Source organism: Romboutsia sp. LXY-2, assembly GCF_056171995.1.
The window spans coordinates 333604-358989 of record NZ_JBKFGI010000008.1 but is presented as its reverse complement, the minus strand read 5'-3'; the positions used below and the strand labels follow the sequence as shown (position 1 = coordinate 358989).

The window sequence follows — 25386 nt, the reverse complement described above, 5'->3', positions numbered from 1 at the left end:
ATATATTATTTATATTTATTGGACTGAATCCATATTTCTAGTTCTTCATAAGTTGAAGGTATCTGAAGCTTGCCCTCTACTATATCTTTTTTAGTTTTTTCTACGATTTCTATTACTTTTTGTGGTATCTCTACGCTAGAACCTTCTCTTTCATATCCTATAACGTTTTCTTTAATTCCATAAATATGCATACCTGGTGACCACGTATTTTTTACAACGTCTTCAATCTCATTGTAGATTATGTCATCTGCATGTCTCATAGCTGTTGCTACTATATAATCTGGTTCAAAGAAATTTTGATTACCATCAATTCCAAATGCATGCTTATCAACTTCCTTCGCAGCGGCAAATACTCCAAATCCTGATTCACCTGCAATGTGTTGAATATATTTCACTCCTTTTCTATACATAGAAAGAGCTATTTCTTTTGCTTTAGCAGGGTTTGAAAAATCATCCACCACTCCTACTATCACTTTTGCATCTGGATTTATATATCTAATTCCTGCTTCAAATCCTACCGCTCCTTCTCTTAAATGCTCCATATCCATTCCAAGGATAACACCTCCAACTTCTTTATCTTGAAGTTTTTCTTTATCCTTTTCCATAAGTAATCCAGCTATAACACCATTAAGAAATGTTTGTTCTGTCCAGTTTGTATTTATAGAGCTTACATTTGGAAGTTCTAAGGTAGAATCTACTAAAGTGAATTTTTGATTTAGAAACTCCTGTGAAACCTTCCTCACAGCCTCTTCTTGTTCAAACCCAATAGATATTATTAGATCGTATTTTTTACTTTCTGCGTATTCTCTAGCGATATTTTCATAATCTTCTTCAGATCTGGATTCAGAATAATCAAATTCAATGCCTAATTTATCCTGAGCCCTTAAAATACCATCAAAGCATAAATCATTAAATGATTTATCTCCTAAACCATGTTTATTAAATATTATTCCTATTCTTTTTACATTTCCATTTGATTCATTAGATAAAGTAGTAAGTTTGCCATCACTATTATCTGATGGATAAATGATTATAATAAATAGTACTAATAATACTGAAATACTTGCTATTATATTTTCTTTAGATTTACTCATTATTGCCTCCTATGATACATAGTAAAGCAAGTAACTTAAGTATCTCTTTCTTTACTAGTATTTTATTATAAATAACGTTTTCTTACTATGGATTATATTGATAAGCCATAACACAATATTGATAAATTTATGGCTTATCCTTAATAAGATGTGCAAAATATTGACTTTAATTGAACAATATTGACATATATTAGTATCTATCTTCTTCTGGAGACACTCCTTTGTACTTTTTATAAGTTTTTGAAAAATAACCCGAGTTGACATAACCTACTTCATTAGATATTTGGCAGATTTTCATATCTGTATTTTTTAATAATTTCTCAGCTTTTCTCATTCTAAATAAAGTAAGATATGTGCTAAAGTTTTCTCCTACTTCTTCTTTAAATAATCTTGAAAAATACTCTGGAGATAAAAACACATGCTTTGATATTTCCCCTAAGGATATAGATTCTTTATAATTAACCTCTATATACTCCATGGATTTTTTTATTGCCTTTGAATATTTACCTTGTTCTAGTTCAGTATTATTTTCTTCTTCACTACTAGTAGTACTTATGCTAGTATCATTCTCTTTTATTTTTTCATAAATACTTGTAAGTACATCCTTTAACTCTTTTGGTCTTATATCTGACTTTATAAGGTATTCATGTACTCCACAACTTATAGCCTGCTTTGCATATGAGAATTCTGCATAGTTTGTAAGTAGGACTATATAAATATCTGGCATTATTTTTTTTATTTCTTTAGTAAGCTCTATCCCGCTCATTATAGGCATTTTTATATCACTTATAATAACCTGTGGCTTTAACTTTATTGCCAGTTCATATGCTTCTTTTCCGTTAGATGCAGATGCTAACACCTTAAAGTCTTCAGAAATATTGTCTACTGTATAAGCTACCCAATCTCTTATTGGTGCTTCGTCTTCCACTACTAATATATTTAACAACTTCCACTCCCCCTAACTAGGTAAAATAAATATTACTTTTGTACCTTTAGATTCTATACTTTCTATTTTTAATCCATATTCTTCACCATAATTTAACTGTAATCTTTCATGAACATTTATTACTCCCACTCTATTCATAGATTCTTCTTTCTTTAATACAGCTTTTACTTGGTTTTGAGTCATTCCGATTCCGTTGTCTTCTATTATTATTCTTATTCCATCTTTACTTCTATATCCAGTAATACTAATAACACCTTTGTTATGCTCTTTTTCCATACTATACAAAATAGCATTTTCTACAATCGGCTGTAAAATAAAAGATGGAACATCAAATTCATTTATACTTGGATCTATGTCATAGCTAACATCAAAACAATTTGGATGTCTCATTTTTTGTAGCTCTACGTAGTTTTCAATGTTATTCATTTCTTCTTCTAAAGAAATCATTTCACTAGCTTTTGGCAATATACTTCTTAATAATTTTGTAAACCTATAAAGCATCTCCTCTGCTTCTTCTGTTTTATTCATAGATATTAAAAACCTAATTCCACTTAAAGTGTTGTATAAGAAGTGTGGATTTATCTGTGCTTGTAAAAAGCTTAACTCTGCTATTCTTTTTTGCTCTTCTTGTTGTTTTATTTCTATTATAGAAGAATCTAGCCAATTTACCATGCTGTTAAAGGATTTCCCTAATTGTCCTATTTCATCATCATTTTCTACCTCAACTTGTACTTTTAAATTTCCTTCCATTACTTCATCCATTTTATTTTTTATATTAAAAATTGGTTTAGTAATAAGTACAGATAACTTGTAAGCTATTAATAATGCTAATAAACTTACCACTGCTAATATTAATAAAATTCTTTGTGCTATTTGTGTTGATAATTGAGTCAAAATGCTTGATGGAACTTCTTGTACTATGCTCCATCCATATCTATTAATTTTAGAAGTTATTTCAATATTTTGTGTATTATTTTTACGTTCTAGACCTTCCTTAACTTCTTCATAATTCATGCCTATATCTCTTTTATCTTTGCTTGAGATTATTTTTCCTTGTGAGTCTATAATATAAATATCTGATCCTGATTTTAAGGCTTCAGCATATCTGTCATATAACATAGTTTCACTTATATCAATTATTAATACCCCTAAGGTTTCTTCTGTTATTAAGTCCTTTATTAATCTTCCCATTTTGAATATATTTTTGTATGGACCTATTCCATTTTCATCTTTATAGGTATTAATAAGTACCGTGTCACCATCAGCTTCTATTATTTTATTATACCAGTCTTCGCTTTTTATTTTATCTATGTCATATTTAGTCTTTGAGTAGGTACTATAAGTAAGTCCATTTTCACCTATTACATATAGCTCTGGCTTCATGTTAAACTCACCGTATTTCCATACTTCATCATTTAGTAGACCTTCTACATATGAGTCCATTTTCTTCTTTGATTCTTTATCTTTAGGAAGTTCTTCTTTGGGTACATCTAATATATCTGTTAATTCACTGTCTACTACTATATTATTTCCTATGGTTTCTACATTGGATAACAGTATTGATATGTTGTTGGATATTTCACTTAAAACTTGGTTTCTCATCTCATACATTTCTTTTTTAGTCATTTGGTTTGTATCTCTGATAATCCATGTTACTATTAGTCCAACTATTAGTAGTGTAAATGTAAACATTAATAAGAATAATTTAAATGTAATACTTTTATTTAGTATTTTAATAGGTCCCATCTCCTTTGCTACTTCTTATAAGTCTAATTATTAATTTTATACCAATGAAAGGGTTTTATCAATATTGAAAGAATATTTGGATGCTAAATAAAAAAATAGAGAATTATATCAAAAAGAGCAGTTATATTAGATAATATCCTCTCTAATACAACTGCTCTTTTTAATTTTTGACATATTAATATTACTTATTAAATTTACTTTATAAATTAAAATCTAGTATAGTTTAATACTAATATTCATTAACTTTTCTTGTGCTTATTATCATAAATAGAACCGATTAATAATCCTATAAAAGCTCCTATGATTAGACTATAAGCTGATGAAATTACAGAGCTTCCAAATATTAGCCCTAACCCTGCCCCAAAAACAATTCCTAAGCCTTTACCTTTATTTTCATTCATGAACACAGCACTCCTTTATATTATTTGAATATCTATTCCTATATAAATCTTTTCCTATCTAGTTTAAAAATAAGACATAGTGCTATATAGCATATACCAATTACTAGTACCCCATAAGCCATAGATACTCCTATATTAAATTCTTGCATATTAGTTACAATCGAAATGGAAATAGGTCTGTTGTAAACACCATAAAGTAATGCTGACATTGTATACTCTCCTATGGTACGAATGAACACCAATATGGCTCCTGAAATTATTCCTGGCATCATATTAGGAATTATTACATTATAAAAAGTTTTTAATTTTCCGGCTCCTAAGCTTCTTGAGGATTCTTCTAGTCCTAAATTTATAGACTTCATAGCAACCTCATTAGAAGAAAATAATAATGGTAAAGCGTAAATTGTATAAGCTATAGGTAAAATATAAAATCCACCTATTAAAATTTCATTAAAAGCAAAGATGTTCTTTTGGTTAAATGTATTTATTAAATTTACTGCAATAGCACTTGCCGGCATACTCCAAGGCAACATTATCATAAACTTGGCTAGTTTATTATAGCTATTGTCCTTTTTAGTCACCAAATATGCTACTGGTACAGTAATTATAAGACCTGATACCACTGCCATTAAAGACATTTTTAAACTGTTTAACATTGGTTGTAGTACTCGTGATTTTTCAAAGATCATTTTATAATTCTCTAAGGTAAAATCTTTAGGGAATATAGTCGTCATAATCGAATGGGTACTTACAAAAGATAAATAAACAATAGTAATTATAGGAAGCATAATCATAAGGATTTGTATTCCAATAACAATCTTACATACAAAGGTAAATAAGGTATTTTTCTTATTGTTTACTTTAAAGCTTTGAGATTTTAAGGATGCTACTACTCCATATTTTTTGCCATAATACTGTAATAATATCATAAATGAAATACCCATCAGTAATAATATAATTACTTGAACTGAGGCTATATCCATATGGTTATTAGCCTTAGACCTAACAATTTGAGTACTTAAAACTTTAAATCCACCACCTATAAGGTTTGGTGCTGAAAATGAACTAATTCCTGAAGCGAAAGTTACAATAGTAGATGTTATAACTGCTGGTGTAATAACTGGTACTATTACATCAAAGAATACTCTTAGCTTTGATGCTCCCATACCTTTTGCTGCTTCCACTGTTGAGTAATCTACATATTTTAAGGCAACATACACATTTAAGTAGAAATACACATATTGAGTATATGCAACCACGAATAAAATACCTTTTAATCCACTAAATTCATAAGGTATGTTGATAAAAGGTAGTAGAATTTCTATAGCTTTTGTGACTATTCCACTTTCTCCATATAGTTGAATACATGCTATTACCATAATTACTCCAGGGATCATCATTGGACTTAGTAAAAGGATATGTATTGCTTTTTTGTGTTTATCACAAATAAATGTCATATATAAAGCAAGTGATATTCCCATAACTCCACATACAAGTACAGATCCTAATCCCAAGATAATAGTATTACTTATTACTCTTAAATTATTAGCATTTGAAAAATATTCTTTGAAAACTCCAAAAGAATATCCACCTTCACCATATAAGGCTTGTACAAAGGTATTACATATAGGTACAATAATATATCCAATCAAGACCCAAAATAATAAACTGTATAAAATAATAGAGATAATATTTTTAGCTATAAATTTATGATTTTTATTTTTTTTAATCATATTATTCACCTTGTAACACACCTAAATATGCCATGTCCCCTACTTTTAGTTTGTCACTATTATTAAGTCTATTAAGTTCAGTTACTTGATATTTCTTTCCATTATTTGATACTGTATATTCTAATATTGGCCCTAAAAAATTCTTAGATTCTATTTTTACTTTCACAAATCCCCTTTGATTAGTATTTTGTAATAATACCATTTCTTCAGGTCGTTTATAAATATAATGTTTAGTCTCTTTTTCAATAGCAAAATCATTATAATCTTCTTTTTCAATACAATTTGAAGTACCTACAAAGTTTGCCACAAAGTCATTTGCTGGATTTTTGTAAACTTCCATTGGTGTACCAATCTGAAGTACTTTTCCCTTATCCATTACAGCTATTCTATCAGAAATAGCTAAAGCTTCTTGTTGATCATGAGTAATAAATAATGTTGTAATACCTATCTTTTGCTGTATCTCCCTTATTTCTTCTCTCATCTTTGTTCTTAAAGCTATATCTAAATTAGACATTGGCTCATCTAATAAAAGCATAGTGGGCTCAGTAGCCAAAGCTCTTGCTACTGCTACCCTTTGTTGTTGCCCACCAGATAGTTCATCAATTCTTTTTTTCCTAAAATCTTTCATTCCTGCCAATTCTAAATAATTATCACATTTTTCCATTATCATTTTTTTAGATAACTTCTTTATTTTTAATCCATAAGATACATTTTCTTCTACCGTCATATTAGGAAACAATGCGTAGTTTTGAAACACTGTTCCCATATTCCTATTCTCTGGCTCTAGGTTAGTAATATCTTTATCACCAACATAAATACTCCCAGAAGAAGGTTTTATAAATCCCCCAATAGTTCTTAAAATAGTTGTTTTTCCACATCCAGAAGGACCTAATAAAGTAAAAAACTCCCCTTCCTCAATGGATATATTAACATCGTGTAATACTTTTTCTTTTCCATAATAATGATTAATCTCTTTTAATTCTATATTCTTCATATCGCCCTATCTTCCCCGTAAATTATCTAATGTTTATAAAAGTCTAAATATACACATGATGAATCATCATAAATTTTAAATCTAGGAAACTCTATGGCCATTTCATCATCCTTTTCAAGTTTCCTAACTTTTCTATAAATATAGTCTATCCCTTTGACTTGAGCTACTTTCATCATCTCTTCTTTATTAAAAATCTTATATCTATCATATCCACATGAAAAACCATCACTAGTCATCATAATTTTCATTTCATCTTCTAAATCAATAAATCCACTTACACAGTTGTCAACGGCTTCTTTAGAAAACTCTAACGCCCAATAACCACCTACAGTATTTTTCTTAAGTCTATTTTCTATTATAATCGGCATTACCTTAGCTTTTTTCTCATTTAAAGTCAGGTTTGTAGAATCTTTTATTTCTTCCATAAAATCAAATACTTTTTTATCAAGTCCGCATATAGTCTCATCTTTTAAGATTTTTACAGAATCCTTATGATCAACTAATAAAGTACAATCGCCTAAAAGTAAATACTCTATTTTATCTTCATAAAACTTTAATATAGAACATGAACAAGAAGGAAAATCTATTGCTTCTATCTTATTATCACCTATTAATTTGTTATACTCTTTATTTATTTCTTCAATACCATCTTTAATAATTTCTTTTAAGCTTTCTTCTCTTTTCATATTTTCATGAAGATAACTATTCCACCAATTTACATACCATTTGGCATCACTTTCTGTAGAGACTAGGTTTTTATTATTTAAACCTGTCGCTCCATCAAGTACCCATGCCCCATAAGGTGATAAACCTATGATATCTTCGTTAAAATCGCCACTACCTTTATTGCATAATAATTTGTAATCACTAATTTTTAGTCCCATTTTCTTATCTCCTTATCCACATGAATCCTACTTTTAGTACTATCTGTAAAAGTTTTGCCTAGAAAAATAGCGAGGAGAATCCTCACTATTTTTGTATATGATATTAAATTATTTAATTAGGCTATTTTACAGTTTTGTTGTTATCAATTATATCAGTTTCCCATTTTTCAATCCAATTAGATTGATTTTTTCCAATTACTGACCAATCTACATCCATAGCTTTATATTCTTTTGACATCCACTCTGGTGAATCTTTAAGTGCAGAATCTAATGTTGGTATACGGTTAAAGTCGTTTGCAACCATAGCTTGAACCTTAGCACTTCCAACAAAATCTACGAATTTAGCTGCTGCATTTGGATGTGGTGCATTTTTTAAAGCTGCTACACAGTCTGTTATTACTACTGAACCACTTTCTGCATCTACAACTTCTAATGGCATATTATTTTTTTCTTTGTTATCTATTATATCACTTAATACTGCAACAGATATAGCCGCTTCACCTTTACCTATTGCTGAGTACATAACACTTCCACTGTTGTAGTAGTTCTTTATATTTTTATTTAAATCTTCAAGGTACTTCCAAGCTTCATCTTCACTCTTTGTAGTTGAATAGTAGTTTATTAAATTACTAACTGTAGAACGCATAGAAGATGATAATGAATCTCTAGTAACTATTAAGTCCTTATATTCTTCTTTTGTTAAATCGCTCCAATCTTTTGGTGCTTTATCAGCTGGTAAAAGTTCTGTGTTATAAAACATCATTACTGGTGTTTTTATAGTCCCATACCAATATCCTTCTGAATCTTTGAAAGACTTGTCTAATTCGTTACTCCAACTTGGTTCAGTCTTTTCATATAATCCTTCTTCTTTTAATTGCATATATGTAGACGTATCCCCACCAAACATTATATCTGCTTGAGGATTGTCCTTCTCACTTCTAACACGGTCTGCTAGCTCACCTTTTAAGTTGATAAATTCAACGTTAACCCCTGTTTCTTCTGTAAATTCATCAGATATTTTTTCTAGCATCTCTTCCCCATGAGTAGTATAAACTACTAATGTATCTTCTAATTTCCCAGTTTTTGATGCATCATCTTTACTTGATCCACTGTCTTTAGTACAAGCAACAAGTGATAATGACATTGCTGCAGTTAATAAAATTGCTGTTAATTTTCTCTTCATTTTTGATTTCCCCCCTAATGATTTCCATCTTAATTTTAAGACTTATTATTTTCAGGGTCAACAATTTGGGGTTAATCTTTAGTATCGTTTGTTTCTATAGTTTACTTATTATATATCGTTTTTTTCTATGATGATTTTTTATTTCTTACTTTTATATATATAAAGTTTTATTTTTATCTATTCTCTATTTATTTTATACTTTAACTTACGCTTTAATTTAACCCTTAACTTACTCTTTAATTTTCATACTTATATTTTTAATAACTATGTATACCATATTCTGTTTTTTTAATATCTTTTATAAAAATATCATTTTCTAAACCTAATAAATCTTTTATACTGTAGCTTATATTATTCTTAATACCTTTATTTATGGAACTATCTAAAAATAATATATTATTAACACCCCACTCTTCATAAACGTTTTCCTCAGAAGCATAATTATCGAAGTATTTTATATATAACTCTCCACCTATAGCGCCATTAATAGATTTTACAGCTCCAAATATTTGTAAGCTTTCTAAAGCTCTGTGTTTTAAGTATGCATTTTCAAAGTCTACACTTATCAAAGACTTTATAAAGTATTTTTCAATAGTAATTAATAAATCAATTTCCACCACTAAGAGATTTAGCTTGTTATCTAGGCATAAATCAAGTACATAGATTTCTTTTTCAAAAGCTAAGTTGTAATCTTCTCTAATACCTACTAATCTTAAGATTTTTTCACTATAAACACTTCCCATTCCTTTGTGTCCACAGTTAGTATCGAACCAATATTCATTACAATTTTCATCAAATAAAATCAAATTATAATAATTTTTATTATTATCTATTGTTTCATAATAATCATGATTTTCATGGCTAAATGCTTTAAATGCTACTATATTTTCCATTTCGCATAATATACTTTTTGCATATTCATAGGATTTATAGTATCCTTTTTTCCCTGATTTATATATCAATATTCCCACCTCTAATTAGATTATATAATAATTTTTATAATATTTTATTATTTTTATATAAAAATTCTCAGTTTAATATATATTTAATTAAAATAAAAAAAGACACATAATGTGTCTTTTTCACGAACATATATATATTATAATATAGTTACATTCTCTGCTTGAGGACCTCTAGCACCTTTAACTATATTAAAGTTTACTTGTTGACCTTCTTCTAATGATTTAAACCCACCAGTTTGTATAGCTGAAAAATGTACGAATACATCATCTCCACCTTCTACTGATATGAAACCAAATCCTTTTTCATTGTTAAACCATTTTACTATTCCATTTGTCATTTAAAAATACTCCTGTGAACCTATTTCTAGGTTTCTGTTAATTTATTTGTGTATTGCTACAAATATTATTATAGCACATATTATTAATAATAGATAGTCTTTTATTTTAAGTTACTTAAAAATCTCAACGGATCGTTCTAATATCTTTGTAAAATACGCTATAACCATTCCGTAGTTAGTTATAGGAACATTTTTCTCTTTGCATATTTTAATCTTATTTAATACACTTTTCCTGTTTACCATACATGCACCACAGTGAATTATTAGGTCATAATCTTCTACATTTTCTTTAAAATCATAACCTACCTTGTACTCAATGTCTAAGTCTCCACCTACTATTTTTCTTAGCATATTAGGTATCTTAACTCTTCCAATATCCTCATGAGAAACATTGTGAGTACAACTTTCACAAATTAGTACTTTGTCATTTGGCTTTAAGGTATCAAGCTTTTTAGTTCCCTCTAAAAATTCACTTAGCTCACCTTTTTGCCTAGCAAATAATATTGAAAAGCTTGTAAGCTTCATATCTTTTGGTATTATACTTTCAACTTCCTTAAAAGCTTGAGAATCTGTAATAACTAAATCTATGTTTTTTACTTCATTTAAGGCTTCTTCAAGTTCAGTATCTCTTACAACATAAGTCTTTATACCATGGTCTAGGCAATCTCTTATAACTTGTACTTGTGGTAAAATTATTCTTCCCTTTGGTGCTTCACTATCAATGGGAACTACTAAAACTACTTTAGATCCATATTCTAATAAATCACCAACAATAGGTAATTCCTCTTCACCATCTTCTAGGTTCTTTATTATTTTATCTTTAAGCTCATCTATTCCCATCTTATCTTTTGCAGATACCCCTACATATTCTTTAAAGCTTTTAGATAAACTTTCTAATTCTTCACTACTTACAGTATCTAATTTATTTATAACTACTAAATGCTCCACATTATATCTAAGAGCTTCTTTTTTCCAAATCTTATAAGTATCTAAATCAGGATTTTTTGCATCTACTACATATAAAGCAAAATCTAGCCTTTTTAAGAAATCATAACTTTTTTGTATTCTTATAGCACCAAGTTCACTTTTATCTTCTAGTCCTGCTGTGTCAATTAATAAAACTGGACCATAAGGTATAAGCTCCATAGCTTTTTGAACAGGGTCTGTAGTAGTACCTTCTACACTAGATACAAGCGAAATATCTTGTCCTAAAATAGTGTTCATAAGAGATGATTTTCCACTGTTTGTATTTCCATAGATACCTATGTGTTTTCTATTTGCATTTGGAGTATTGTTCATAGTTTCCTCCTATAAAAATTTATAAATAAAAGTCTCTTTCACCCTTTTTCATTTTTTCTAAATTTTCTTTAGTCATATTTTTTATATCTTCTCTTGGAATATTTTCAACTTCAGCATTTATTATTTCTTGAGCTTTATCATACAGTTCTTTATCTCCATAATCTAGAGTAAACTCAAGAAGTGTCATAATAGCATTAGGCTCACATACATATTTTATGTTTCCTGATTTTGCAAGAGCCATAAATCTATCCCCAGTTCTTCCTTTTCTATAACAAGCTGTGCAATAACTTGGTATATATCCATCATCTAATAGCTCTTTTAAGATTTCTATAGGACTTCTTTCATCATTAGTCTTAAATTGCTTAACTTCTTCCCCTTCTTCTCTTTGCTTATATCCACCAACACCAGTAGATGAACCTGCTGAGATTTGACTTACACCATACTTTAATAATTCTCTTCTCATTGATGCAGTTTCTCTAGTTGAAAGTATAAGACCTGTAAAAGGTACGGCAATTCTAAGTATTGTAACTATCTTTTTAAACATTTCATCACTTAATAAATGTGGATAGTTTTCTATTGATACTCCTTTAGCTGGCTGTAATCTTGGTACAGATATAGTGTGGAATCCTACTCCAAACTTTTCTTCTAAGTGTGCATTATGCATCATAAGAGCTAATACCTCAAATCTAGGGTCAGCTAATCCAAATAAAACACCTGCTCCAACATCATCTATTCCAGCTTCCATAGCTCTGTCAAAAGCAGTTAAGTGATAGTTATAATCTCCTTTTAATGATTTTGGATGCATTGTTTCGTAAGTTTCTTTATGATATGTTTCTTGGAATAATATATACGTTCCTATTCCCTTTTCATTTAATAACTTATAGTTTTCCACAGTAGTAGCTGCTATGTTTACATTAACTCTTCTTATTTCTCCATTAGCATTTTGAGTTTTATATATTGTGTCTAAGCACTCTAAAGCATAGTCTATTGGCGCATTTACTGGGTCTTCACCAAGCTCTAGTGCTAATCTTTTGTGTCCCATTTGCTCTAATATTCTAACCTCTTCTGCTACTTCTTCCATTGTTAATTTTCTTCTATTGAATTTATTGTCTCTTTTATATCCACAATATACACAGTTATTCACACAATAGTCACTAACATAAAGAGGTGCAAATACTACTACTCTTTTTCCATAGATGTCTCTTTTTATTTCTCCAGCTAATGAATATATTTCTTGTAAATCTTTTTCATCTTCTGCTTGAAGAAGTATTGCTATATCTTTGTATGATAATCCATCTCTTTTTTTAGCTCTTTCTAAAACTTCTCTTATTTCTTCAATACTTGGATTCTTTGTTTCTTCTAAAATTTTATATATATAATCGTGATTTATAAACATAATATCCTCCCTTTATATTCAGCTTATCTCCAGTCTGGATTATCTCCTCTTCCTACTTCTAGCACAAATCCTGCTTCTTTTAAATTTTTCTCTATATTTTGTCTATACTCTGCATCTTCATCAAGTATAAATGCCTTGTTATTGTATAAAGAATATTTCTTCCTAACACCCATTGGTGATAAGTTTGGCATTATAACATTCGCTCCTGCTTTTAGACCTTCATTTCTTCCATTAGAATCAATGCTTGCAAGTGCAGTAGTTGCAGGTAATAACACCTTTGGAAGTAATAATCTAGTTATAGCAAGTAATATTACTGTTTTTTCTGTTGTTCCAGCAGTACAATCTCTAAGAGGTGTATCTTTATGAGGTATAAATGGGCCTATTCCACACATAGCTGGCTCTAATTCTTTTACAAATCTTAAGTCATTTACTAAATCTTCATTAGTTTGATTAGGCAGACCTATCATAAATCCTGCCCCCGCTTGGAAGCCTATTTCTTTTAAGTTTCTTAAACACTTTCTTCTTTCTTCAAAAGACTCGTTATTATGAATAGATTCGTATAAGTCCTTTGTAGCACTTTCATGTCTTAATAAAAATCTATCTGCACCTGCTTCATATAATTTTTTATAAGATTCATAGCTTCTCTCACCTATTGATAAAGTTAGTGCGTTGTTTGGAAGTTCTTCCTTTATGGCTTTAATAATTTCTACCATTTTTTCATCAGTGTAGTAAGCATCTTCTCCACCTTGTAAAACAATAGTCTTATATCCTAATTCATTTCCTCTTCTTGCACACTCTAATATCTGTTCTTTCTCTAGTCTATATCTATCTGCGTTTTTATTGCTTCTTCTAAGTCCACAGTACAGACAATCTTTTTTACAATAGCTACTAATTTCTATAAGACCTCTAACATACACCGTATTTCCAAAGTACTTAAGCCTAGTTTGATAGGCTTTTTCTATAAGAAATTTTTTGCTATCATCGTCTATATTGTCTAATAAATATAGTAATTCTTCTCTAGATGCATCATTAGTATCATATAGCTTTTGTATTATAGCTCTAATATCCATTTTCTCACCTCGATTTTATGTTTTCGATTTCTACTATTTTTTATTAATGCTTTAAAATGAGCTAAATAAAGTCTTCTCATAAAATATTAATTAAAAAACTCAAATTATCTTATATTCAAAAAAATACTGCCTTAAAATTTATTATATTTTTAAGGCAGCATAATTATAGTAAATCAACTTTTACTATATAAGTTTATATAATCTCATCTGAACATACTTCTTTTTCATTATCAAGACCTAGCATGTGTTTTCTAGAACTATATGACGTATGTAATAGTTCATGTGCTAAATGTGATAATGGTTCATTATAAAATTCATCATATACTGCTACTATATCAGGATTTTGGTAACTACATTTTATTTTTAACTCAACATCTTTTCCGTATAATCCTTCTATACGGCTAAGTCTTATCTTATCGTTTATAACTTTTGTAGTTTTAGGTTGACCACCGCCACCTATACATCCACCTTTACAAGCCATTACTTCTATAAAATCATAATCAACTTCATTATTTTTTATCTTCTCTATTAATGTTCTTGCATTAGCAGTTCCTTGAACTACAGCTAATTTTAAATTAACATCACCTATAGTTATAGAGGCTTCTTTTACTCCATCTAATCCTCTTACTGGTTCAAACTTTAAAAGTTCACTAGTTGGATCTTGTCCAGTTATTGAGTGATAGGCTGTTCTAACAGCAGCTTCTGTAACCCCACCACTATTACCAAATATAACTCCAGCTCCACTTCCTAGACCCAACATATTATCAAACTTAGAACCTTCTAAGTTTTCAAAGTCTATTCCTTCTTCTTTTATCCATTTAGCTAATTCTTTAGTTGTTATTATTATGTCGTTATCTCTTAGACCATCTATGTTGTTAAACTTAGCTGAATCATTCATCTCAGGTCTATCTATTTCAAACTTTTTAGCAGTACATGGTGTAATTGTAACATTTACAATCTTACTTGGATCAATATCTACTTTTTTAGCAAAGTAAGTTTTTATAGTTGCTCCTTGCATAGATATTGGACTTTTTGCAGTAGATAAATTGTTTAGAAGTTCTGGATAGAAAGTCTCTACAAATGTAACCCATCCAGGACAACAACTTGTAAATTGAGGTATATTTTCATTTTTCTCAACTATTCTTTTTACAAGTTCATTAGCTTCTTCCATTATTGTCATATCAGCTCCAAATGTAACGTCAAAAACATAATCTCCTCCTAGTGCTCTAAGAGCATGGACCATCTTATCTTCTACATATGAACCTGTCTCCATTTGGAATTCTTCACCTAAAGCAACACGGACTGCCGGTGCGGTATTAAATATTACTATTTTTTCTTCATCTTCTAAGGCTTCTTTTACTCTATCTATATCTTCCACTTGAGTTATAGCACCTACTGGACAAGCTTGAGCACACTGTGCACAGTTTATACAGATGGCTATATCATTAGTCTTTTCTAGATCAAAAAAGTTAGCAACACCTATCTCCCTTTCACATACTCGTTTACATAGACCGCATTTAATACATTTGTCATAGTCTATCTTTATAGCAGGGTTATCCGGTTCTATTGGTACAACTTTTTCTGTGTATAGATGTTTCATAATTTCGCACTCCTTATAAATAATATTCCACTTTAATTTATACCATAATAAAAAAATCTCAAACATATAGTTATAAATTAAACTAGTTTGAGATTGATTTTTATAATTTTTTAAGAAAGTGGCTGAGATATTATAACTAGTATTTTACTTGGTTCTTTAGCTATAACATTGTGTTCTACCCTTGCATCAAATGGTAAAAAGTCTCCTTGATTTAACTCAAATTTTTCACCACTTTTAAATTCCATATCAAAACTACCACTTAATATTTGTACTGCTGCATATCCGTTATGAGTGTGATTAGGTAGACCCTTACCAGCTTCAAATTCAAAGTATACTGTTTTGAATTTTTCATTTTGAACTAATATTTCTCTATTTTTGTTTAGGTTATTTATGTTTACTGGGTTTAATTTTATATTATTAATATTCATCATATTATTTACCTCCAACTTAATTTATGTCTTTAGTTATGCCTTTATAATATACTATCTTTAATTGTTTTCATGTAACACATGTTACGTTTTTGAATATTTTTTGCAAAAACTTTTAATTAATCTTCATATACTTTTTTATTTGAATATATTCTTTATAAAAATTGATGTATATTTTGTCCTACATCGTGATGAGCTTTTTAATTTCTACAGATATCTAGTATAATAGATATATTAATTCTTTTCAGAGGTGAAATATCATGAAGAAAAAAGTAAAAGTTGTTGCGGCTATTATAGAAAATAGTAATAATGAAATATTATGTGCATTAAGGTCTCCTAAGATGGTTCTTCCTAATTGTTGGGAGTTTCCTGGAGGAAAAGTCGAAGATGGTGAGTCATTGTATGAGGCTATCGAAAGGGAGATTAGAGAGGAGCTTGCGTGTAGTGTTAAAGCTCTTGATATATTTAATAATACTACTTATGAGTATGATAGTTTCACTATAAACCTTACTTGTATGAGGTGTAAGTTGATAGAGGGTGTTCCTGTTGCTTCGGAGCATTCTAAGATTATTTGGCTTAAACGTGAGAATCTAGATTCTTTAAAATGGGCACCTGCTGATGTTGAAGCCGTTAAAGCACTTATTGATTAATTTGTCATACAAATAAATATGATCTATATCAGGCTTATTGTATTCAAATTATATACAAAAAGGGATGAAATCTATATGAGTTCATCCCTTTATTTTTGTGGCTCTATATTTTTATTTTGAGTTACATATAGCATCTCCTCATACATAATGAATAAATGCTAAATCTTTAATATTATCTAACTAACCATCCACCATCAACTGCTAAAACATGACCATTTACATAGTCAGATGCTTTACTAGATAAGAATACAACTGCACCCATTAGGTCAAATGGATCTGCCCATCGTTCTGCCGGTATTCTACTTAATATTTCTGCATTTCTCTTTTCATCAGCTCTTATTGGTGCTGTATTTGCTGTTTTTATGTATCCTGGTGCTATTGCGTTTATTTGAACATTATGAGCAGCTAATTCATTAGCAAATGCTTTTGTTATTCCAGCTACTCCATGCTTACTTGCAGTATATGGTGGAACAAATTTACCACCTTGGAATGCTAGCATAGATGCTATATTTATAATTTTACCACATTTTTGTTCAACCATTATTCTAGCTACATCTTGACTTAAGAAATAAACTGCATTTAAGTTTATATCCATAACTGCATTCCAATCTTCAGCTTTATAGTCAAGTAGCGGTGCTCTTCTTATAGTACCTGCATTGTTAACTAGTATGTCTATTTTGTTGAAGTTTTCCATAGTAGTTTTTACAACATTTTTTCTATCTTCTTCTTTAGTTAAGTCTGCTTGTACAAATACAACCTTTTTATTTTCTTTTTCTATAAGTTCTCTAGTCTCATCCCAATTTCTATCATATGTTGGTATAACTAAGTCAGCACCAGCTTTAGCTAATGCTACTGCATAAGCTTGACCTAATCCAGTATTTCCACCTGTTACTATTGCTACCTTTCCTTCTAATGAAAAAAAGTTCATATTAAATTTATCTAATATATTACTCATATTTTCTCCCCTTAAATTTATTATTTTAAATTTTTAATTGCTATTGTATCCATATCGTTGAAAGTTTTATTTTCTCCACACATTCCCCATATAAATGCATAGTTTCTAGTCCCTGCACCTGAATGTATAGACCAGCTTGGTGAAATTACAGCTTGCTCATTTCTCACAACTATATGTCTAGTCTCTGTTCCCTCTCCCATAAAGTGCATTACACAATCATCTTCTGGTAAATCAAGATATAAATAAACTTCCATACGTCTTTCATGAGTGTGACATGGCATAGTATTCCATACATTACCTGGTTCTAGTATTGTTAGCCCCATTACTAATTGACAACTGTCACAAACTGCAGGATGTACGTATTGATATATTGTTCTTTTATTTACAGTTTCTTGATCTCCTAATCTAACTGGATTAGCTTTCTCTATATCAATTTTAACTGTAGGATATGATTTGTGTGCTGGTGATGAATTTATATAAAATTTAGCTGGATTATTAGAATCTAAAGATATAAATTCAACAGATTTAGTTCCTTGACCAACATATAATCCATCTCTATTTTTCATATTATATTCAGTTCCATCAACAACTATTTTTCCTTCTCCACCAACATTGATTATTCCTAATTCTCTACGCTCTAAGAAATAATCAGTTCCTAGTTCCTTACATACACCTAACTTTAAACTTTCATCTATTGGTGTGATTCCCCCAAATATTATTCTATCGTTATGACTATATATTAGTCTTATTTTACCTTCTTCAAAAACAGACTCTACTAAATAATGTTCTCTTAGTTGATTTGTATCATATTTTTTAGAATCTGATGGGTGATTCGAGTAACGAATTTCCATATTCATAATTAATCTCTCCCTTTCTTTACACACGTGTGCATTTTTTAGCACACGTGTGCTTCCTTCTTTTGAATTCATTATATCAACCTATGCACACGATTGCAATACTATTTTTTAGATTTATATTCTTTTTATAGATTTACCTATAACTAGTGTTGATCCTACACATACTTTTTTTTGCGTAATTGCTTCTCCATTAATTTTTTTAATTAATAGCTCTGTACCTTTTTTAGCTATTTCTCCCATAGGTCTTTTAATAGTACACATACTCGGTATTAAATATTCACCAAATTCATTCCCATCAAATCCTAATATAGATATATCTTTTGGTACTTCTTTTCCTATCTCTCTTATGGCTTTAATAGCTCCAATAGCCATTTCATCATTAAATGCAAATATAGCTGTAATATCATTTTCTATAATTTTCTTTGCTGCTTCGTATCCTCCTTTTACTGAAAAATCGCCTTTAGATATATTTTTATCATCAACTTTAATACTATAATTATTAAAAGCTTCTTTATAGCCCTTTTTCCTTAAGTTTGTTGAATCAAACCCTTCTTTTCCCTCTATTATGCCTATTTTTCTGTGACCAGATTCTATTAAGTAGCTTACACCTTCGCATGTTCCAACATCCTCATTTGTATAAACATTTATTACTTCAAAATCAACTTCTCTATTTATAACCACCATCGGTATATCTTTTCTTAGAATTTCTTCTATAAAAATATTGTCTTCTTGTTTTTGGCTTACTACTATTATCCCATCATAGTTTTTAGGATTAATTGAGTTTATTTCATAAGTATCGATTCCTTTAACTATTACATTGTATCTTTTATCTATACTATCATATACATTATTTATTACATTTTGAAACACAAAGGCTGAAGTACCATTATCTATAGTTGAAAAAAACACTCCTATATTATAGGCTTTTGATAATTTTAAACTCCTTGCATTTATATTTGGAATATACCCTAGTTCTTCTGCTTTGTTTATTATTTTTTCTTTAGTTTGCTCATTGACACTATTTGATCCATTTAATGCTCTTGATACAGTTGAATGTGATATCCCTAATTGCTTTGCTATATCCTTTATCGTTATTGCCATAAATAACCTCCATAAACATATTGTTTATCTCTCATCTTTATAATGGTAATATTATATTTTATATAGTTACACAAATCAATAAAAACTATCACATAACAGTTTGAAACTATCCATGTACTAGTTTATTTTTGCATTTCATATTACAAAACTAGTAAATTCAATCCTCGTTTTACACTGATGCCTTTTCTAATATAGAACTTATAGCCTTAGCTACTCCCGAATTAGTATTTGTATCCGTTATATAATCAGCATTTTTTTTAAGAGCTTCAGATCCATTCCCCATAGCTACTCCAGTTCCTGCAAAACGTATCATTTCAATATCGTTATCATTGTCACCTATGCAAAAGATTTCTTCTTTATTTATATGTAACTTTTCAGATAAGAGCTTTACTGCACTTCCTTTATTACAATCCTTTTTCATAATCTCTAAAAAGTTTTTGTCTGAATTAACTACTTCAAATCTATTAAATTCACATAAACTTTCTTTAATTTTTTTAAATATTTCGTCGTCCATCTCATTAACACTTATCTTTAATATTTCTTTCTTAGTTTTTATAATTTCTGCCAATATATCTTCCTTATTTACTGAAATACGATTCATTCCTTTAGGCACATTTTTATTATTAAAAGATTCTTTAGAGTTTGTTATTGTGTAAGTTTCAGTATTGAAATACACTATTGAATCAAATCCACTTAATACACTGTAAATTAACTCTACCTCTTCATAGTCAAAGCATGTTTTAGATATTACATTATCATTTGTAGTACTTTTTATATACGATCCATTCAATGCAATCACATGACCGTTAATCCCCAATATATCTTCTAGATGATATCTTGCTGATGCATAAGATCTACCTGTTGCTATAGCTATCGAGATTCCATCATTATAAGCTTTACTTATTACTTTTTTATTCTCACTAGATACTTCTTTATTTTCATCTAATAAAGTTCCATCCATATCTATACAGATTAACTTATACATACTATCCTCTCTCCTTTGACTTTCTATATTATATTCTTACCATAAAACTCAATTTGAGTTAATGCAGGGAATGGTGACTCATCTTCAGCTTTTATAAGGTCTTTAAATTTTATCCATTCTACCTTTGTTTGTTCTATATCAAAATACTGACGATCTAACACCTTCTCTAACTCTAACACTTTTACTGTTCCATCTGAAAATTCAAGTGTAGCTTGAGTCCAATAACTATCATGAGGATAATCCCCTCTTAATACTATCGCCACTTTATCTATTTCTACTGTGCGTCCAAAATCAATAGTTAGCTCTGCATCTTTTTGTTGATTTATTCCCCATGATTGAAACGGATATTTACCATGATATTCGTTCGCCAATACACCATCTATTGCGTTTCTTGCAAAGAACGTTGACTCATCTCTTGTTTCTACATTAGCAAATGCATGCGGGTAAGCTCCACTTTCATTTTTTTGATCATGAGGATTAAAAGCTAGATTTTGATATCTGATTATTTCCTCCTTAGTTGCATATCTAGCACTTATGTAATGCACAGCACCTGAAAAAACTTTCGGTGAGTATGCCTTTCTTAACTTCGTATCTGTTGGAACCTTGTACTCCCACGTATTTTCTTTTAAATAAATTAATGACATTGAAAGTGCTTCATCTAATTGCACCATTAAGTATACGTTTTTTTCTGGTACTGTAATAACTATTTTATCACCTTCAACATACTCATCTTTGTAATCTAAATAAGTACTATTCTTTCTTTGACGCTCCTTTTTTATATTCCCTTCATTTCCTACAATAGATAACTTAATTTCTCTCATAATTCCTCCATTATTAGTTATTTAATATTTACTTCTATATAGTTTTATAAAAAAAGTTAATGGAAATCATCAACCTTTTATTCTGATTTTATCCTATTACACCTAAATTTGTAAGTATAAAATATAAAATTACTATACCAATCATTATTAAATCTAATACACTTATCTTATTATATTTTCACCATATTATATTTATAATTATTTTATATGAATTATTCACAATTTTCGACATTTTACATATATTAATTATGTCAAGATTATAAATTATCTTGACATAATTTAAAAATCGTTTCAATGAGGTGAAAATTTATGTCAATAAGCCCCGAGACCTTAATGGCAATTCTTGCTCCAGGTCAAAGTATAATTGAACATAAATATGTTTATATTGATCCCTTACCTCCACAAGCAGACGTGGTATTTAGTTTTGATACAACAGGAAGTATGGGAAATATTATTAATACTGCAAAAGATAAGGCTATAGAATTAATAAATGCATTAAATGATACTGGTATAAATATTCAATACGCAGTTATCTCTCATAAAGATTATCCACATTACTATAACATCAATGGATATGCAGCTTCATATGGTAGCACATCCGACTATCCTTATAAATTAGAACAATCAATGACAAATGATTCATCTAAAATACAAACTGCTATAAATGGGTTATCCGCTTCTGAAGGAGCTGATGGTCCTGAGTCTTATACTAGAGTATTCTATGAAAGCTACGCTGATACTGATTTAGGTTGGCGTCCAGGTTCAAAGAAAATATATGTCCATTTTGGAGACAATGTTCCACATGATGATAACTTAAATAAAGGTATCCATCCTGATTTAGATATTTGGAGTACAGGTGGAGATCCTGGAAGAAGTGAATCATTTGGAGATGGCGATGACTTAGACTTACAAACTGTTCTTAATGAAATGGCAAACAATAGTATTATATTACTCGAATGTAGAAGTAATAGTGATGTTTTTGATTATTGGGAATATTGGAGTGCTATTACAGGAGGATCTACTTTTATAGTAACCACTGATGATTTTGTTAATCAGTTAAAAGATGAAATTTTATCTGCACTTACTACTCCTTTAATATCTGGTTTACACCTAGTAACTACTACAGGTTATATATCTTGGCTAAATTCAGTAATACCATCTTCATACTCTGGCCCAACAGGTGTAGTGTATCCTTTTGAAATAGAAATAAAAGTACCGATGGATACACCGCCTGGTATCTATGGCTTTGATATAGTAGCTATTGATTCTGATGAAATACAGTATGGAACACAAAATGTAATAATTACAATTCCTTCTCCACCAGACACTTCAAATGCTTATGCTAGTCCAGATTGTCTATGGCCTGCTAATAACAAATTTATTGATGTTGAGATTTTAGGTGTAACAGATCCTAATGAATCTCCTATTACAATAACTATTTTATCTATCACCAGTGACGAAGCTACTTCCACTGAACCTGGAGCAGGAGGTCCAGAAATGGCACCAGATGCGGATCCAAGCTGTATAGGAACTAGTATAGCTAAGCTAAGAGCTGAGCGTTCTGGATTAGGAGATGGAAGAGTTTATCAAATTAACTTTAGAGCTGAAAATGGATATGGCTTATACACTGATGATTATGTACAGGTAAAAGTACCTCATAATGCTGATAGTTGCGATGCTGTAGATAGTGGTCAAAACTACGATGCAACTGGTATAAACTAAAATGTTATATTATTTGCTTTTATTTTTAAAATGATATATAAAGCTGGTTTTTCTTAAGCCTTTTATGCTATGTGTATCAGGTTTATTATATTCAAATTATATACAAAAGGGATGAAATCTTTATGAGTTCATCCCTTTCTTTTTTGTAGTGCTATATTTTTACTTTGAGTTAGCCCTTCTTATTTTGGTGTATTCTAGACATTGTCTTGCAGCATCTCTTGATTGTGTAAAGTTATTCTATTTAGCTTCTATTATTTCTTTCAAATCATTTTAGAATTATCTACTTTATATAATATGACAATATGCAAAATGTTCATTTTCAAATTTCACTTCAGGAGGATTTTCCTTTGAACAAATGTCTTTAGCATATTTACATCTTGTTCTAAATCTACATCCAGAAGGTGGATTTAGAGGACTTGGTACATCTCCTTCTAAAATTTCTTCTTCTACCTCACCATCTATTTTCGGTATACTACTTAAAAGTGCCTTTGTATATGGGTGCTTTGGATTTTCGTATATGTCTTCACTACTACCAACCTCAACCACCTTACCAAGATACATTACACATACCCTATCTGATATATGCTTTACCATAGATAAATCATGAGCTATGAATAAATAAGTTATTCCCAGCTCTTTTTGTAAATCCTCTAGTAAATTTATAATCTGTGCTTGTATAGAAACATCTAATGCTGATATTGGTTCATCACAAAATATAAAGTCAGGTTTAACAGATAATGCCCTTGCAATACCTATTCGTTGTCTTTGCCCACCACTAAACTCGTGTGGATATCTGTCTGCATGCTCTTTGTTAAGACCTACTTTTTCTAACATTTCATATACTACTTTATCTTTTTCATCCTTACTTAAATCAGTATGTATCTCTAGTGGCTCTTTTATAATTTCTTTTACTGTCATGTTTGGATTTAAAGATGCATATGGATCTTGGAATATTGTCTGAGTTCTTTTTCTAAAACTCTTTAATTCTTTTTCGCTTTTTTTAGAAATATCTTCTCCGTCAAATAATATTTCTCCATCAGTAACATCATATAACCTTATTAAAGTTCTTCCTAAAGTAGATTTACCACATCCACTTTCTCCTACTAATCCTAAGGTTTCTCCCTTTTTTATATATAAACTAACATCATCTACAGCTTTAACTTCTTTTATTTGCTTTTTTATTAATCCACTTTTTTGAGTGAAGTATTTTTTTAAGTTTTTTATCTCTATTAAGTTCATATTAATCCTCCTTATGTAAAAGCCAACAGTTTACCTTATGAGTATCACTTAAAACTGTATTTTTTGGTTGCTTCAAATTACATACATCCTTTTTAGACTCACATCTATCATAAAAAGGACATCCCTTTGGAGGATTTAATAAGTTAGGTGGTGTTCTTTCTATTGGTACTAGTTTTTCTTTTTTTGAACTTCTTCCTTTTGGAATAGATTTTAAAAGGCCTATTGTATATGGATGCTTCGGATTTTCAAATATTTCTTTTACGCTTCCAGTTTCCATAATCATTCCGCCATACATTACTATCACTCTATCACAAGTATTATAAACTACACCTAAATCATGAGTTATTAGTATAGTTGAGTTTTCTTGTTCTACATTTAAGTTTTTTATAAGTCTTAATATCTGAGCTTGTATAGTTACATCTAATGCCGTAGTTGGCTCATCTGCTATTAACAACTTTGGTGATGAGCTAATAGCCATCGCTATACACACTCTTTGTCTCATCCCTCCACTAAACTCATGTGGGTAGTTATCTATTCTAGTTTCTGGAGATGGTATTCCGACTAATCTAAGCATTTCTATACATTTTTCTCTAGCTTCCACTTTGCTTATATTTTGATGTCTTATTATTATTTCGCTCATTTGTTTTCCAACTTTTAAAAGTGGATTTAGAGCAGTCATAGGATCTTGAAATACCATAGATATTTCATTTCCTCTAATAGTTCTCATGTCCTTATCACTTAATTTAAGTAAATCTCTATTATTAAATATAACTTCCCCATCTACAACTTTCCCCGGATGCATTATTAATCTCATTATAGATTTTGAAGTTATACTTTTTCCGCTTCCACTTTCCCCAACAATGCCTACAATCTCATTTTTCCCTACTTCAAAGCTTACTCCTCTTACAGCCTGTACTTCCCCTTTTTTAGTAAAGAAAGAAGTTTTTAAATTTTTAACTTCTAGTATATTCTCCATATGCCT

Annotated in this window: 24 protein-coding genes; 2 read left to right on the top strand and 22 right to left on the bottom strand. The window is 29.7% G+C overall.

Going from position 1 to position 25386, the window contains the following annotated elements:
- Nucleotides 1-5: 5 nt before the first annotated feature.
- The 15 genes from ACI48P_RS15350 to ACI48P_RS15280 form a co-directional block, all read right to left on the bottom strand.
- Complete coding sequence (locus ACI48P_RS15350) at nt 6-1094, bottom strand: BMP family lipoprotein (protein WP_475217239.1); 1089 nt, start codon at nt 1092-1094, stop codon at nt 6-8.
- 190 nt (nt 1095-1284) lie between these two features.
- Nucleotides 1285-2040: a response regulator transcription factor gene (locus tag ACI48P_RS15345; protein ID WP_475217236.1), complete on the bottom strand. Its 756-nt coding sequence runs from the start codon at nt 2038-2040 to the stop codon at nt 1285-1287.
- Nucleotides 2041-2052: 12 nt separating this feature from the next.
- On the bottom strand, nt 2053-3786 hold the full coding sequence (locus ACI48P_RS15340) for a sensor histidine kinase (RefSeq protein ID WP_475217232.1): 1734 nt from the start codon (nt 3784-3786) through the stop codon (nt 2053-2055).
- Nucleotides 3787-4025: 239 nt separating this feature from the next.
- Nucleotides 4026-4187, bottom strand: coding sequence for a hypothetical protein (locus ACI48P_RS15335; protein ID WP_475217230.1), 162 nt, complete (start codon nt 4185-4187; stop codon nt 4026-4028).
- Nucleotides 4188-4225: 38 nt separating this feature from the next.
- Complete coding sequence (locus tag ACI48P_RS15330; RefSeq protein WP_475217228.1) at nt 4226-5920, bottom strand: ABC transporter permease; 1695 nt, start codon at nt 5918-5920, stop codon at nt 4226-4228.
- A gap of 1 nt (nt 5921) precedes the next feature.
- On the bottom strand, nt 5922-6914 hold the full coding sequence (locus ACI48P_RS15325; protein WP_475217226.1) for an ABC transporter ATP-binding protein: 993 nt from the start codon (nt 6912-6914) through the stop codon (nt 5922-5924).
- 26 nt (nt 6915-6940) lie between these two features.
- Complete coding sequence (locus tag ACI48P_RS15320) at nt 6941-7798, bottom strand: hypothetical protein (RefSeq protein WP_475217224.1); 858 nt, start codon at nt 7796-7798, stop codon at nt 6941-6943.
- Nucleotides 7799-7919: 121 nt separating this feature from the next.
- On the bottom strand, nt 7920-8981 hold the full coding sequence (locus ACI48P_RS15315; RefSeq protein ID WP_475217222.1) for an extracellular solute-binding protein: 1062 nt from the start codon (nt 8979-8981) through the stop codon (nt 7920-7922).
- A gap of 257 nt (nt 8982-9238) precedes the next feature.
- The gene (locus ACI48P_RS15310; RefSeq protein ID WP_475217220.1) at nt 9239-9943 is read right to left on the bottom strand and encodes a hypothetical protein; all 705 of its coding nucleotides are present in this window, start codon (nt 9941-9943) and stop codon (nt 9239-9241) included.
- Nucleotides 9944-10080: 137 nt separating this feature from the next.
- Entirely contained in the window at nt 10081-10281 is a 201-nt protein-coding gene (locus tag ACI48P_RS15305; RefSeq protein WP_475217217.1) for a cold-shock protein, read from the bottom strand.
- A gap of 111 nt (nt 10282-10392) precedes the next feature.
- The gene (gene hydF / locus ACI48P_RS15300; protein ID WP_475217215.1) at nt 10393-11580 is read right to left on the bottom strand and encodes a [FeFe] hydrogenase H-cluster maturation GTPase HydF; all 1188 of its coding nucleotides are present in this window, start codon (nt 11578-11580) and stop codon (nt 10393-10395) included.
- A 19-nt stretch (nt 11581-11599) separates the two neighbouring features.
- Nucleotides 11600-12976 (bottom strand): [FeFe] hydrogenase H-cluster radical SAM maturase HydG, encoded by a 1377-nt coding sequence (hydG, locus tag ACI48P_RS15295; protein WP_475217213.1) that lies wholly within the window; start codon nt 12974-12976, stop codon nt 11600-11602.
- A 23-nt stretch (nt 12977-12999) separates the two neighbouring features.
- Entirely contained in the window at nt 13000-14046 is a 1047-nt protein-coding gene (gene hydE, locus ACI48P_RS15290) for a [FeFe] hydrogenase H-cluster radical SAM maturase HydE (RefSeq protein WP_475217211.1), read from the bottom strand.
- A 193-nt stretch (nt 14047-14239) separates the two neighbouring features.
- Entirely contained in the window at nt 14240-15646 is a 1407-nt protein-coding gene (locus ACI48P_RS15285) for a [FeFe] hydrogenase, group A (protein WP_475217209.1), read from the bottom strand.
- A 110-nt stretch (nt 15647-15756) separates the two neighbouring features.
- Nucleotides 15757-16077 carry a cupin domain-containing protein gene (locus ACI48P_RS15280; RefSeq protein WP_475217207.1) on the bottom strand — a complete coding sequence of 107 codons (321 nt, stop codon included), beginning with the start codon at nt 16075-16077 and terminating at the stop codon, nt 15757-15759.
- 257 nt (nt 16078-16334) lie between these two features.
- On the opposite strand from ACI48P_RS15280, the gene ACI48P_RS15275 reads away from it, so the two are divergent.
- Nucleotides 16335-16724, top strand: coding sequence for a (deoxy)nucleoside triphosphate pyrophosphohydrolase (locus ACI48P_RS15275; RefSeq protein WP_475217204.1), 390 nt, complete (start codon nt 16335-16337; stop codon nt 16722-16724).
- Between the two features lie 172 nt (nt 16725-16896).
- Here ACI48P_RS15275 and kduD read toward each other — a convergent pair whose 3' ends face one another.
- From kduD to ACI48P_RS15250, 5 genes are all read right to left on the bottom strand, one after another.
- Entirely contained in the window at nt 16897-17679 is a 783-nt protein-coding gene (gene kduD, locus ACI48P_RS15270) for a 2-dehydro-3-deoxy-D-gluconate 5-dehydrogenase KduD (RefSeq protein WP_475217200.1), read from the bottom strand.
- 20 nt (nt 17680-17699) lie between these two features.
- Nucleotides 17700-18536, bottom strand: coding sequence for a 5-dehydro-4-deoxy-D-glucuronate isomerase (gene kduI, locus ACI48P_RS15265; RefSeq protein ID WP_475217197.1), 837 nt, complete (start codon nt 18534-18536; stop codon nt 17700-17702).
- A 114-nt stretch (nt 18537-18650) separates the two neighbouring features.
- A complete protein-coding gene (locus ACI48P_RS15260; RefSeq protein WP_475217194.1) occupies nt 18651-19637 on the bottom strand; it encodes a LacI family DNA-binding transcriptional regulator in 987 nt (328 codons plus the stop codon).
- A 169-nt stretch (nt 19638-19806) separates the two neighbouring features.
- The gene (locus ACI48P_RS15255) at nt 19807-20622 is read right to left on the bottom strand and encodes a Cof-type HAD-IIB family hydrolase (protein ID WP_475217192.1); all 816 of its coding nucleotides are present in this window, start codon (nt 20620-20622) and stop codon (nt 19807-19809) included.
- A 23-nt stretch (nt 20623-20645) separates the two neighbouring features.
- Entirely contained in the window at nt 20646-21443 is a 798-nt protein-coding gene (locus ACI48P_RS15250) for a hypothetical protein (RefSeq protein WP_475217190.1), read from the bottom strand.
- A gap of 309 nt (nt 21444-21752) precedes the next feature.
- Here ACI48P_RS15250 and ACI48P_RS15245 point away from each other — a divergent pair, with 309 nt between their 5' ends.
- A complete protein-coding gene (locus tag ACI48P_RS15245; protein ID WP_475217188.1) occupies nt 21753-23165 on the top strand; it encodes a vWA domain-containing protein in 1413 nt (470 codons plus the stop codon).
- A gap of 285 nt (nt 23166-23450) precedes the next feature.
- On the opposite strand, the gene ACI48P_RS15240 is transcribed toward ACI48P_RS15245, so the two are convergent.
- Nucleotides 23451-24404 (bottom strand): ABC transporter ATP-binding protein, encoded by a 954-nt coding sequence (locus tag ACI48P_RS15240; protein WP_475217186.1) that lies wholly within the window; start codon nt 24402-24404, stop codon nt 23451-23453.
- A gap of 1 nt (nt 24405) precedes the next feature.
- On the bottom strand, nt 24406-25380 hold the full coding sequence (locus tag ACI48P_RS15235; protein WP_475217183.1) for an ABC transporter ATP-binding protein: 975 nt from the start codon (nt 25378-25380) through the stop codon (nt 24406-24408).
- Nucleotides 25381-25386: the final 6 nt, after the last annotated feature.